Source organism: Streptomyces sp. NBC_00887, assembly GCF_045207585.1.
The window spans coordinates 8,435,398-8,448,028 of record NZ_CP108788.1 but is presented as its reverse complement, the minus strand read 5'-3'; the positions used below and the strand labels follow the sequence as shown (position 1 = coordinate 8,448,028).

At 70.9% G+C, this 12,631-nt stretch carries 12 protein-coding genes; 7 read left to right on the top strand and 5 right to left on the bottom strand.

The genetic code is table 11. The features are described 5' to 3' along the window. Positions 1-121 precede the first annotated feature (121 nt). The 5 genes from OG844_RS38550 (at position 122) to OG844_RS38530 (ending at position 5,580) form a co-directional block, all read left to right on the top strand. Positions 122-913, top strand: a complete 792-nt coding sequence (locus tag OG844_RS38550; RefSeq protein WP_406388858.1) for an MIP/aquaporin family protein — start codon at positions 122-124, stop codon at positions 911-913. 42 nt (positions 914-955) lie between these two features. Next, a complete protein-coding gene (gene glpK, locus OG844_RS38545; protein WP_406388860.1) occupies positions 956-2,491 on the top strand; it encodes a glycerol kinase GlpK in 1,536 nt (511 codons plus the stop codon). 6 nt (positions 2,492-2,497) lie between these two features. Then, positions 2,498-4,108, top strand: a complete 1,611-nt coding sequence (locus tag OG844_RS38540) for an FAD-dependent oxidoreductase (RefSeq protein ID WP_406388862.1) — start codon at positions 2,498-2,500, stop codon at positions 4,106-4,108. A gap of 118 nt (positions 4,109-4,226) precedes the next feature. After that, positions 4,227-4,484: a hypothetical protein gene (locus tag OG844_RS38535; protein WP_406388863.1), complete on the top strand. Its 258-nt coding sequence runs from the start codon at positions 4,227-4,229 to the stop codon at positions 4,482-4,484. Between the two features lie 37 nt (positions 4,485-4,521). Further along, a complete protein-coding gene (locus OG844_RS38530; RefSeq protein ID WP_406388865.1) occupies positions 4,522-5,580 on the top strand; it encodes an LLM class flavin-dependent oxidoreductase in 1,059 nt (352 codons plus the stop codon). Between the two features lie 35 nt (positions 5,581-5,615). Here the strand turns inward: OG844_RS38530 and OG844_RS38525 are convergent, their stop codons facing one another. The 4 genes from OG844_RS38525 to OG844_RS38510 form a co-directional block, all read right to left on the bottom strand. After that, a complete protein-coding gene (locus OG844_RS38525; RefSeq protein ID WP_406388867.1) occupies positions 5,616-6,773 on the bottom strand; it encodes an LLM class flavin-dependent oxidoreductase in 1,158 nt (385 codons plus the stop codon). A gap of 22 nt (positions 6,774-6,795) precedes the next feature. Continuing rightward, positions 6,796-7,977, bottom strand: coding sequence for an SfnB family sulfur acquisition oxidoreductase (locus OG844_RS38520; RefSeq protein WP_406388868.1), 1,182 nt, complete (start codon positions 7,975-7,977; stop codon positions 6,796-6,798). Continuing rightward, positions 7,970-8,524 carry an NADPH-dependent FMN reductase gene (ssuE, locus tag OG844_RS38515; RefSeq protein WP_406388870.1) on the bottom strand — a complete coding sequence of 185 codons (555 nt, stop codon included), beginning with the start codon at positions 8,522-8,524 and terminating at the stop codon, positions 7,970-7,972. The genes OG844_RS38520 and ssuE overlap by 8 nt, the downstream gene beginning before the upstream one ends. A gap of 228 nt (positions 8,525-8,752) precedes the next feature. Continuing rightward, positions 8,753-8,836 carry a putative leader peptide gene (locus OG844_RS38510; protein WP_383805710.1) on the bottom strand — a complete coding sequence of 28 codons (84 nt, stop codon included), beginning with the start codon at positions 8,834-8,836 and terminating at the stop codon, positions 8,753-8,755. 249 nt (positions 8,837-9,085) lie between these two features. On the opposite strand from OG844_RS38510, the gene OG844_RS38505 reads away from it, so the two are divergent. Together OG844_RS38505 and OG844_RS38500 are read left to right on the top strand one after the other, a co-directional pair. Next, entirely contained in the window at positions 9,086-9,757 is a 672-nt protein-coding gene (locus OG844_RS38505) for a FadR/GntR family transcriptional regulator (RefSeq protein ID WP_406388873.1), read from the top strand. 329 nt (positions 9,758-10,086) lie between these two features. Continuing rightward, positions 10,087-11,169 carry a PAC2 family protein gene (locus tag OG844_RS38500; RefSeq protein ID WP_406388875.1) on the top strand — a complete coding sequence of 361 codons (1,083 nt, stop codon included), beginning with the start codon at positions 10,087-10,089 and terminating at the stop codon, positions 11,167-11,169. Between the two features lie 96 nt (positions 11,170-11,265). On the opposite strand, the gene mshC is transcribed toward OG844_RS38500, so the two are convergent. Further along, positions 11,266-12,495, bottom strand: coding sequence for a cysteine--1-D-myo-inosityl 2-amino-2-deoxy-alpha-D-glucopyranoside ligase (mshC, locus tag OG844_RS38495; RefSeq protein ID WP_406388877.1), 1,230 nt, complete (start codon positions 12,493-12,495; stop codon positions 11,266-11,268). Between the last annotated feature and the right edge of the window lie 136 nt (positions 12,496-12,631).

Here is a 12,631-nt window from a genome sequence, read left to right as displayed (position 1 = left end):
GAGGGCCGGTCAAGCCCTTACAGGTGACGTGCCCTCAATGAGGGGTACCCACCTGGGGCGCGATCCACCGGAGGGACCCGGTGTTTCGCCTTCCCATGGACGAAGGACAAAGGAGTCGCGGGTGTCCAGCTCCGACATCTTCATCGGCGAGACCATCGGTACCGCCATACTCATCCTGCTCGGCGGCGGTGTCTGTGCCGCCGTCACGCTCAAGCACTCGAAGGCGCGGAACGCCGGCTGGCTGGCCATCACCTTCGGGTGGGGCTTCGCCGTACTGACCGGCGCCTATCTCTCGGCCGGCGTGTCCGGTGCCCACCTCAATCCGGCCGTCACGATCGGCGTCGCGATTCAGGGCGGCACCCCGTGGAGCGAAGTACCGCTGTACTTCGCTTCCCAGCTGCTCGGCGCGATGATCGGCGCGGTGCTGGTCTGGGCCGTGTACTACGGGCAGTTCCACGCACACCTCAACGACCCGGAGATCGTGAAGGGCCCTCCCGCCGAGGAGGGCATGGTCGACCAGTCGGCCGCTCCGAAGGCGGGCCCCGTACTCGGGATCTTCTCCACGGGTCCTGAGATCCGCAACGTCGTACAGAACCTGGTCACGGAGATCATCGCCACCGCCGTCCTGATCCTGGCGATCCTCACCCAGGGCCTCAACAACGAGGGCAAGGGCCTCGGGACGCTCGGCGTCCTGATCACCGCTCTGGTGGTCGTCGGAATCGGTCTCTCGCTCGGTGGTCCGACCGGCTACGCGATCAACCCGGTTCGCGACCTCGGTCCGCGTATCGTGCACGCGCTGCTGCCACTGCCGAACAAGGGCGGTTCCGACTGGGGCTACGCCTGGGTACCGGTAGTAGGACCCCTCGTAGGCGCCGCCCTGGCGGGCGGGCTCTACAACCTCGCCTTCGCCTGAGCCGTAAAACCCCTCGACACCACAGACCTCCGGGAGCACACCGTGACCGACGCACACACCACCGGGCCGTTCATCGCGGCCATCGACCAGGGCACCACGTCCAGTCGCTGCATCGTCTTCGACAAGGACGGCCGGATCGTCTCCGTCGACCAGAAGGAGCACGAGCAGATCTTCCCCAAGCCGGGCTGGGTCGAGCACAACGCGACAGAGATCTGGGAGAACGTCCAGGAAGTCGTCGCCGGGGCGGTCGTCAAGGCGGGAATCACCTCCGCCGACGTCAAGGCGATCGGCATCACCAACCAGCGCGAGACCACCCTGCTCTGGGACAAGAACACCGGTGAGCCCGTCCACAACGCCCTCGTCTGGCAGGACACCCGCACCGACGCGCTCTGCAAGGAACTCGGCCGCAACGTCGGCCAGGACCGCTTCCGCCGCGAGACGGGGCTGCCGCTCGCGTCGTACTTCGCCGGTCCGAAGGTCCGCTGGCTGCTCGACAACGTCGAAGGGCTGCGCGAGCGCGCCGAGCGGGGCGACATCCTCTTCGGCACCATGGACTCCTGGGTCATCTGGAACCTGACCGGCGGCACCGACGGCGGCGTCCACGTCACCGACGTCACCAACGCCTCCCGCACCCTCCTGATGAACCTGCACACGATGCGGTGGGACGACAAGATCGTCCAGTCGATGAACATCCCGCCGGCCGTGCTGCCGGAGATCCGGTCCTCCGCCGAGGTGTACGGAACCGCCAAGGGCGGCGTCCTCGACGGCATCCCGGTGGCCTCCGCGCTCGGCGACCAGCAGGCCGCGCTGTTCGGCCAGACCTGTTTCTCCCAGGGCGAGGCCAAGTCCACGTACGGCACCGGCACCTTCATGCTGATGAACACCGGCCACACCCCGGTGAACTCGTACAACGGACTGCTGACGACCGTCGGTTACCAGATCGGCGACCAGAAGCCGGTGTACGCCCTGGAGGGGTCCATCGCCGTCACCGGTTCGCTGGTGCAGTGGATGCGCGACCAGATGGGTCTGATCAAGTCCGCGGCCGAGATCGAGACGCTCGCGTCCTCGGTCGAGGACAACGGGGGCGCGTACTTCGTGCCGGCGTTCTCCGGTCTGTTCGCCCCCTACTGGCGTCCCGACGCCCGCGGTGTCATCGCCGGCCTCACCCGGTACGTGACCAAGGCGCACATCGCCCGTGCCGTGCTCGAGGCCACCGCCTGGCAGACCCGCGAGATCAGTGACGCCATGACCAAGGACTCCGGCGTCGAGCTGACCGCTCTCAAGGTCGACGGCGGCATGACCTCCAACAACCTGCTGATGCAGACGCTCTCCGACTTCCTGGACGCGCCCGTGGTGCGTCCCATGGTCGCCGAGACCACCTGCCTCGGCGCCGCCTACGCCGCCGGCCTCGCCGTCGGCTTCTGGCCGGACACCGACGCGCTGCGCGCCAACTGGCGCCGGGCCGCCGAGTGGACACCCCGGATGGACGCGGGCACCCGCGACCGCGAGTACAAGAGCTGGCTCAAGGCCGTGGAGCGTTCCATGGGCTGGCTCGACGAAGACACTGCCGAGGAGTAAAACGACATGACCACCCTGCAGAGCGTCCCCGCCCTCGGGACGCATCCGGCCTCCGGCTCCCTTCCGAGCCGCGCCGAGACCCGGGAGCAGCTTTCCAAGGCGACGTACGACCTCCTGGTGATCGGCGGCGGCATCCTGGGCATCTCCACCGCCTGGCACGCCGCGCAGTCCGGGCTGCGGGTGGCTCTGGTGGACGCCGGCGACTTCGCCGGCGCCACCTCCTCCGCCTCCTCCAAGCTCCTCCACGGCGGTCTGCGCTACCTGCAGACCGGCGCGGTGAAGCTGGTCGCGGAGAACCACTTCGAGCGGCGCGCGGTGTCCCGTCAGGTAGCCCCGCACCTGGCCAATCCGCTCACCTTCTACCTCCCCGTCTACAAGGGCGGGCCGCACGGCGCGGCCAAGCTCGGGGCGGGCGTCTTCGCCTACTCGGCGCTGTCCGGGTTCGGTGACGGCGTCGGCCATGTGATCAGCCCGGCGAGGGCACAGCGCGATGTGCCCGAGCTGCGCACGGACAATCTGAAGGCCGTCGCGGTCTACGGCGACGACCAGATGAACGACGCCAGGATGGCGCTGATGACGGTCCGCGCGGCCGTCGACGCCGGCGCCGTCGTCCTCAACCACGCCGCGGTGACCGGGCTGCGCTTCACCCGGGGCCGGGTCACCGGGGCGGAGCTGGAGGACCGTCAGGACGGCACGGAGTTCGGTGTGGACGCCCGTCTCGTCCTGAACGCCACCGGCCCGTGGGTCGACCACCTGCGGAAGATGGAGAACCCCGACGCGGCTCCTTCCATACGCCTGTCCAAGGGCGCGCACCTGGTCCTCAAGCGCACCCGCCCCTGGAAGGCCGCGCTGGCCACCCCGATCGACAAGTACAGGATCACGTTCGCGCTGCCGTGGGAGGACATGCTGCTGCTCGGCACGACCGACGAGGAGTACGAGGGCGACCCGGCCGATGTCGCGGTCACCGAGAAGGACACCGCGCAGATCCTGGACGAGGCGGCGTTCTCCGTCCGCGACCAGCAGCTGTCACGCGACCTGATCACGTACGCGTTCGCGGGCCTGCGCGTCCTGCCGGGCGGTCCCGGCGGCACGTCCAAGGCGAAGCGGGAGACCGTCGTGACGGAGGGCCGCGGCGGCATGCTGTCGGTCGCGGGCGGCAAGTGGACGACGTTCCGCCACATCGGCCGTACGGTGATGAACAAGCTGGCCGCACTGCCCGGGCACCCCCTCACCGAGGACATGGAGCCGATGTCGCGGCTGCCGCGGAAGCTGCCGCTCCCCGGCATCGCGAACCCCAACGCGGTCGCGCACCGGCTGATGGTCGACGGTGGCACGCCCGGTCCGCGGATGCCGGCCGACACGGCCCGGCACCTCGCCACCCACTACGGATCGCTCGCCTTCGACATCGCGCGGCTGGCGAACGAGAACCCGGCGCTGGCGGCCCGTATCCACCCGGACGCGCCGGAGATCTGGGCGCAGGTCGCGTACGCACGTGACCGCGAGTGGGCCGAGACGGCGGACGACGTGCTGCGCCGCCGGACGACGCTCACGATCCGGGGTCTGGCGACGGACGGGATCCGGGCCCAGGTCGAGGAGGTACTGGCCGACAGGCGCTGACGGTCGGCACAGCACACCGCAGGGGCGGCTCCGGGGGAGCCGCCCCTGCGGTGTGCCTCCGTGGGACGCGCCACACAGCTGCCATACGGGTGCAACGTGACGCGGGGACAGTGGAGGGATGACCGCACACGAGGGTTTCCGTCTGTCGGTGGCACTGAACGGTGCCGGGTCCCATCCCGCCGCACCCGCACGGCCGTTCACGCCCGAGGCGTACGCCTCCCTGGTGCGCGGCGCCGAGGAGGACGGGTTCCGGCTGCGGCCCGCCGTACTCCCGGTCACCGCCGACCTGGTGCCCGTCCTGCAGCGGCGGGGGCTCTTCCGCACCGAGTACACCGCCCTGACCCTGCGCGGCCACCTCGGTCCGGCCGGGGTCTGACGCCCCGTCTCTCCACGCATCGGAAGGAAAGGTCCTCGTGAAGTTCTCCGTGCTCTCCCTCATCGGGCACGCCCCGCACCCGCTGACGGGCGAACTCCCCTCGGCGGCCGACCGGTTCCACGAGGTGATCGAGACCGCGACGGCTGCGGAGCGCCTCGGTTTCGACGCCTGTTCGGTCGGGGAGCGGCACGCCGGGCCGTTCCTCTCCTCCAGTCCCGGCGTGGTACTGGGCGCGCTGGCCGCACGTACGAGCACCATCAGGCTGCTGACCGGGGTCACGGTCGTCGCGATCCTCGATCCGGTGCGGGTGGCGGAGGACTTCGCGACGCTCGACCAGATATCGCGCGGCCGGATCGAGCTCGTCGTGGGCAAGGGTGCGGAGGCCGGGCACTTCGATCTGTTCGGGCTCGACGAGGAGCGGCAGTGGGATCTGCAGAAGGAGAAGTACGAGCTGCTGCGGCGGCTGTGGACCGAGGAAGGGGTCGACTGGGAGGGCGAGTTCCGTCCGTCCCTGAAGAACGTGACGACCGTGCCGCGTCCGTACGCCGGGCTGCCGCGCATCTGGCACGGCTCGGCGACCAGCCTCAACTCCCCCGAACTCGCCGCGAAGCACGGCGATCCGCTCTTCACGGCCAACGCGATCCAGCCCCGTGAGGCGTACGCCCGGCTCATCGCCCACTACCGGGAACGGTTCGAGGCGCACGGACACGACCCGGCCGATGCGCGGGTGGCGGCGGGGTCGGGCGGGCTGCTCATCGCGGACAGCTCGCAGCGTGCCGTCGAACGATACAAGGAGCTCTACGAGGCCAGGGTCGCCCAGTCGTTCAGACCGCATCTGGAGGGCAGGGCAGGCTACAACACCCCGTTCCGCACGATCGAGGACGCCATCGCGAACGGGCCGCAGCTCATCGGGTCCCCGCAGCAGATCATCGACAAGGTCCTCGGCTGCCACTCGGTGTACCGGCACGACCTGCAGTCGATCACCGTGGACGGTTTCGGTCTGCCGCACGGCGAACAGCTGGAGACCCTGCAGCGGTTCGCCGAGGAGGTCGCCCCGGTACTGCGACGCGAGGCGCCCTCCACGCTCTGGGAGTGACCCCGGGCCCGCACGGGGCCCGGGGCGCCGGGCCCTCAGGCCCTTGCCGGAGCCTTGGCGAAGGGGACCTGGGCGGGGCCGGGGTCGGCCGGACCGTCCGGGTGGGCCCACAGGCCCCGGGCGGCGAGCCGGGGAAGGACGCCTTCGCCGAACCAGTACGCCTCCTCGAGGTGCGGGTACCCGGAGAGGATGAACTCGTCGATGCCGAGCCGGTGGTACTCCTCGATGCGCTCGACGACCTCCTCGTGGCTGCCGACGAGCGCGGTGCCCGCACCGCCCCGGACCAGGCCGATGCCCGCCCACAGGTTGGGGTGGATCTCCAGGCCGTCGCGGCCGCCGCCGTGCAGGGCGAGCATCCGCTTCTGCCCGTCGGACTCGCTGCGGGCCAGGCCCTCCTGGACGGAGCGCACGGTGGCGGGGTCGAAGCCCGCCAGGAGGCGGTCCGCCTCGGCCCAGGCCCGCTCGGAGGTGTCACGGGCGATGACGTGGAGCCGGATGCCGAAGCGCAGGGTGCGGCCCTCGCGCTCGGCCAGCCCGCGTATCCAGGCGATCTTCTCCGCTACCTGGGCGGGCGGTTCGCCCCAGGTGAGGTAGACGTCCGCGTGGCGGGCTGCGACCACACCGGCGGCGGGCGAGGAGCCGCCGAAGTACACCTCGGGCACCGGGTCGGGCACCCGGGTGAGCCGGGCGTCCTCGACGGTGAGGTGCTCGCCCTTCATGTCCACGGTCCTGCCCGCCCACAGGTCCCGGACGATCTCCAGGAACTCTCCGGTCCGGGCGTAGCGCGCGTCCTTGTCGAGGAAGTCCCCGTACGCGCGCTGCTCATGGCTCTCCCCGCCCGTCACCACGTTGAGCAGCAGCCGTCCCCCGGTCTGGCGCTGGTAGGTGGAGGCCATCTGCGCGGCGAGGGTGGGCGAGAGGAAACCGGGCCTGAAGGCGACCAGGAACTTCAGGCGTTCGGTGTGCTGGCTGACCATGGCCGTGGTCAGCCAGGCGTCCTCGCACCAGGCACCGGTGGGGGTCAGCACCCCTTCGAAGCCGAGGTCCTCGGCGGCACGGGCGATCTGGGCCAGGTAGCGGACGGTGGGCGGACGGTCGCCGCCCGCCGCCGTGACGGGGGTGCCGTGCCCGCCTCCGACGACGTGGCGGCTGTCGCCGTTGGTGGGCAGGAACCAGTGGAAGGTGAGAGTCACCGGTGATCTCCGTTCGGGGGTGTCACAGCAGGCCGTGGCGGGGCGGTCGGGTGCCGCTGAGGGCGTGGCGGCCGAGGTGCTGGATCTTCCAGCGGGCCGGGTCGTGGAGGGTGTGGGTGCGGGCGTCGCGCCAGTGCCGGTGCAGGTTGAGCGAGTCGAGGGCCGAGCGGGTGCCGGCCACCTCGAACAGGGCTCCCGCGACCTCGACGGCGGCGCTCGCGGCGTACGCCTTGGCTGCGGCGACGGCGAGTGACGCCTCGGCGGCGGTCCCGTCGGTGAGGGTGGTCTGCGCGGTGTCGACGGCACGGGCGGCGGTGTCCAGGAGCGCGTCGGCGGCCCGCACCCGGAGGTCGAGTTCGCCGAACCGCTGGATGAGCAGCGGGTCCTCGGCCGCGGTGTCGTACCCGCTCTCGAACCAGGGGCGGCTCTTCGTCGTCACGAAATCCGCCGCCTCGGCCAGGGCTCCGGCCGCGATCCCCGCGTCGATCGCCGCGTGCAGCAACTGGGCCACCGCGCCGTGCAGTTGCGGACCCTCGAAGGTCAGATGGTGCGCGAACACCCGGTCTGCGGGCACGCGCACGCCCTCCAGGCGTACGGTGCCGCTCGCGGTGGTGCGCTGGCCCATGCCGTCCCAGTCGTCGAGGACGGTCAGACCGGGTGCCCCGGCGGGGACGAGGGCGACGTGCAGCTTGTCCTCGACGCCGCGGGCGAGCACGGGGATCCAGTCGGCGAAGAGTGCGCCGGTCGCGTAGTTCTTCACACCCGTCAGCAGGTACGAGCCGTCGGGGGCGGGTTCCAGCCGGGTGCGGATGTCCTGGACGTGCCTCGTCCCCGCCTCGGACTGGGCGTTGCCGAACCGCTTGCCCGCCAGCAGCTCCGCGTGGAAGAAGGCCTGCTGCTCGCGGGTGCCCTGCCTGCGGATCACGTTGACGTACGCGAAATGGCTCTGCGGGATCTGGGCGAGGCTCGCGTCGGCCGAGGCGAGCAGCCGGAATACGTGGGCGAGGGTGAGGGCGCTGACGTCCGCGCCGCCGTGGTCCGCGGGGACGGTCACGGCCAGCAGGCCGGATGCCGAGAGCTTCTCCAGTTCGGTGCGCGGCAGCAGGCGTTCGGCGTCGCGCCGCGGGGCTCCTTCGCGGAATTCCGCGGCGAGTTCGGCAGCCTTCTTCAGTGCCTCGGCGTCGTCGCGGATGATCTCAGCCATGGACTGCCACCGGTGCCGTGCGCTCCAGCGCGGCCGAGAACCCGTCGACGATCCGGTCCAGCGCCTCGGCATCCGCCGCCTCGACGGTGAGTGCCCCGTCGGTGGACACCGTGATGTGCCGGTCCAGGACGAACCAGCCCTGGGTGATGTGGGACGCGCCCATCGAACTGAGCACCGGGCGCAGCGCGTAGTCGATGGCCAGGACGTGGGCGGTGCTGCCTCCGGTGGCCAGGGGCAGGACGGTCTTCCCGGCGAGGGCGGACTGCGGCAGCAGGTCGAGCAGGGACTTGAGCAGTCCCGAGTACGCGGCCTTGTAGATGGGCGTGCCGATGACGACGCCGTCGGCACGCGCGAACAGATCGAGGGCGCCCACCACGGCCGGATGGCCGAAGTCTGCGCGGAGCAGGGCGTCCGCGGGCAGCGTGCGGACGTCGAACGGTATGACCGTGTGGCCCTGGCCTGCGAGGCGGTCGTCGAGGTGGCGCAGCAGCCGGGCGGTGCGGGAGGTGGCGGAGGGGCTTCCCGAGACGGACAGGACGGTGGCCATGGGCTCTCTTCTCGTGGGGCGGTGCAGGCAGGACCGCGGACGGCGCACGGACCCGCGCCGGACGGCGCGGAGCGGCACGAGGCGCCGGGTCGGCCGGGGCGGAGCGGGGCGTCGGCGTCGGCGTCGGCGTCGGCGGGAAATGCCGGGTCACCGGCGGAGGGGGTCCCGGAGACGGGCCGGCCCGTCCTGGTCAGGAGGGCATGGGACAGCGCGCGAAGGAGGGGTCCCTCAGACTTCGCGACAACAGAAGGAGCTGGCAACACGTGCGAGGTCGATGTGACGTCGCTGTGTGAGGTTCCGTCGGTCCTTCATGCCCGTCAGACTAGCCATCCACGGCGCCGGCAGTCGAGTGGGTGTCCACGGGCCGAACACCGCGGTCGGGCTCCGCCTCACGGGGCGAAACACCGCGGTCGGGCTCCGCCTCATGCGGCGAGTCCCTCCACCGGCTCTTTGTGGAGCACCCCCCGGAGCCTTTGGAGCCCGCGGGTGGCCGTGCCACGGGCAGAGGGCCACATAATGGGGGCATACATCGGATGTCTTGTGTGCGCGAGGAGGCCCACCATGGCCGTCACCGACGAAGCGATCGAGAAGATCAAGGGAATGATCGTCACGGGCGCCCTGCGACCCGGCGACCGGCTCCCCAAGGAGAGCGAACTCGCGGCCGAGCTGGGCCTGTCACGCAACTCGCTGCGCGAGGCGGTGCGGGCGCTGTCCCTCATCCGGATCCTCGACGTGCGCCAGGGTGACGGCACCTATGTGACCAGCCTGGATCCTCAGCTGCTGCTGGAGGCCCTGAGTTTCGTGGTGGACTTCCACCGGGACGACACCGTGCTCGAGTTCCTCGCGGTCCGCAGGATCCTGGAGCCTGCGGCCACGGCGATGGCGGCCCCGCTGATCGAGGATTCCCAACTGGACGCGCTGGACGCCCAGCTGGACGCACTGGGTGCCGATCCCTCGGTGGAGGAGCTGGTCGCCGGCGATCTGGAGTTCCACCGCGGGATCGTCCAGGCGTCCGGGAACTCCGTCCTCTGCTCGTTGCTGGACGGGCTCTCCGGGCCGACCACCCGCGCCAGGGTCTGGCGTGGGCTGACCCAGGAGGACGCGGTCAGCCGCACCCTGCACGAGCACCGGGCGATTCTCGCGGCGCTGCGGGACCGGGACGCCGAGGCGGCCCGTTCCTGGGCGACGGTGCATGTGGCGAGTGTCGAGCAGTGGCTGCGCTCGGCGCTGTGACGGGCGGGCCCGAACACGACGCGGCTCGCGGCGTGTTCGCCGGTGGCGGCGCCGGTGGTCGAGCCGGTACGGGCCGTGCGGCGCTGACGCGCGCATCCACTCCACGGCCTCGGCCGGAGGAACTGCCCGACCGGGCGGCCGGTGCATGACGTCGCGCGCAGCACGCAGCCCCAGGACAGAGCGACAACTCGACCTGTTTTCCTGGCCTACAGCTCGGATGAATCAGGGAACATGCACGGTTCACTCGCCCACGCAAACGGACTGCAGGGGGAGGGGGCGGAAGCCGTAAGGTTGGTCCGTACGCAAGGAAACTTCGGAAGGAGGCCTGGGTGATCGAGCTCGAGGGGGTACCCGAGCTGATCGACCCGGTCATGGTGGCCGCGTTCGAAGGCTGGAACGACGCCGGTGACGCCGCCTCCACAGCGGTCGGACATCTGGACCGGGAATGGAAGGGCGAGGTGTTCGCGGCGCTCGACGCCGAGGACTACTACGACTTCCAGGTCAACCGGCCCACGGTGTGGCTGGACGGTGGGGTGCGCAAGATCACCTGGCCCACCACGCGGCTCTCCGTGGTCCGTATCGGCGGGGAGAAACCCCGCGACCTGGTGCTGGTCCGAGGCATCGAACCCTCGATGCGCTGGCGCTCGTTCTGCAACGAGATCCTGGGTTTCGCCCATGAGCTGGGCGTCGAGATGGTCGTCATCCTGGGGGCACTGCTCGGCGACACCCCGCACACCAGGCCGGTGCCGGTCAGCGGGGTCACGTCGGACCCGGATCTGGCCAGGACGATGGATCTGGAGGAAACCCGGTACGAGGGCCCGACCGGCATCGTCGGCATCCTCCAGGAGGCCTGTACGCACGCCGGTGTGCCTGCGGTGAGCCTGTGGGCGGCGGTGCCGCACTACGTGTCGCAGCCCCCGAACCCGAAGGCGACGCTCGCCCTGCTGAACCGTCTGGAGGACCTGCTCGGGCTGCGGATCCCGCTGGGCGAACTGGCCGAGGACGCACGCGCGTGGCAGCTCGGCGTCGATCAACTGGCCGCCGAGGACAGCGAGGTGGCCGAGTACGTGCAGACACTGGAGGAGGCTCGGGACACCGCGGAGCTGCCCGAGGCGTCCGGCGAGGCCATCGCCCGGGAATTCGAGCGGTATCTCAGACGCCGGGATGTCGGAGGTCCCGGCCAGGGGCCGGGCGGCCATGCAACGGAGAGCGGCGACGTGTCCTATCTGCGGGACACGTCGAGCGGTCGCACGAGACCGCCGAAGCCGCAGCGTCCGGAGAGCGGGCGGCCCAAGGACACCCCGAAGGACGCCCCCGAGGGCGGGTCCGGCTCGGGTCCCGGGTCCCAGGACTCGCCGGAGGACCCGTCCGCCGGGACCGACGAGGGGCCGGCAGGTCCTGCCGGGGACTGACTCCGCACGGCGCACCACCCGCCTCCGTACACGAGGCCCCGCCCCGGACTTCTCGTCGAAGTCCGGGGCCGGTTCGTGTCGGCAGGGGTGGTCGGGTCAGAGTGCGACACCGAGCAGGGCGTCGACGGTGCGCGAGACGAGACCGGGTGCGCCCTCGTCGGTACCGCCGTCGGAGTTCTGCCGGGCTGCCCAGCGGTCCACGGCGGCGAGCGCCGCCGGAGCGTCCAGGTCGTCGGCCAGGGCCTCCCGGACCTCCTCGACGAGTGCGTCCGCGGAGAGCCCGTCGGGCCGGGAGACGGCGGCACGCCAGGTCGCGAGACGCGCGACGGCGTCGGCGAGCACCTGGTCGGTCCACTCCCAGTCGGACCGGTAGTGGTGCGAGAGCAGCGCCAGCCTGATCGCCGCGGGGTCCACGTCGTCGCGGCGCAGGGCCGAGACGAAGACGAGGTTGCCCTTGGATTTGGACATCTTCTGGCCGTTCAGGGCGACCATGCCGGCGTGCACGTAGGCGCGGGCGAACGGATGCTCGCCGGTCAGTGCCTGCGCGTGGGAGGCACCCATCTCGTGGTGCGGGAAGGCGAGGTCGGAACCGCCCCCCTGGATGTCGAAGCCCATGCCGAGGTGGTCCAGCGCGATGGCGACGCACTCGATGTGCCAGCCGGGCCGGCCACGGCCGAGACTGCCGCCGTCCCAGCTCGGCTCGCCCTCGCGAGCGGCCATCCAGAGTATCGGGTCGAGCGGGTTCTTCTTGCCCGGCCGGTCCGGGTCACCGCCGCGTTCCGCGGAGAGGAGGCGCATCGCATCGGCGTCGAGCCCCGAGACCTCACCGAAGTGCGGGTCGCAGTCGACGGAGAAGTACACGTCGCCGTCGAGCTCGTAGGCGGCACCCGCGTCCCTGAGGCGTTCGACCAGCGGGACGATGCCCGGTATCGCCTCGACCGCCCCGATGTAGTGCTGGGGCGGAAGCATGCGCAGGGCGGTCATGTCCTCCCTGAAGAGTGCCGTCTCGCGCTCCGCGAGCTCGGTCCAGTCCTGACCGTCGCGCACGGCCCGCTCCAGCAGCGGATCGTCCACGTCGGTCACATTCTGGACGTAGTGAACCTGCCGCTTGGTGTCGAGCCACACGCGCTGAACGAGGTCGAACGCGTTGTAGGTCGCCGCATGACCCATGTGGGTCGCGTCGTACGGCGTGATGCCGCAGACATAGATGCGGGCGACGGGACCGGGGTCAAGGGTGATCCGTCCGCCGGTCGCGGTGTCGTGGATCCGAAGGTCGCGGCCCTTGCCAGGCAGGGCGGGGACCTCAGAAGCGGGCCAGGCATGCATGTCATGAGCGTAACCGGACGATGCTTCCGGATACGAACCGGATCAAGGATCCTGGCCGAAGAGGCGTCTTGTACGGGCGGCAGTTTTCCGCCGGCGGCCGGGAACGGGCTGCCGGAGGCCCACTCCCGCACCGGTC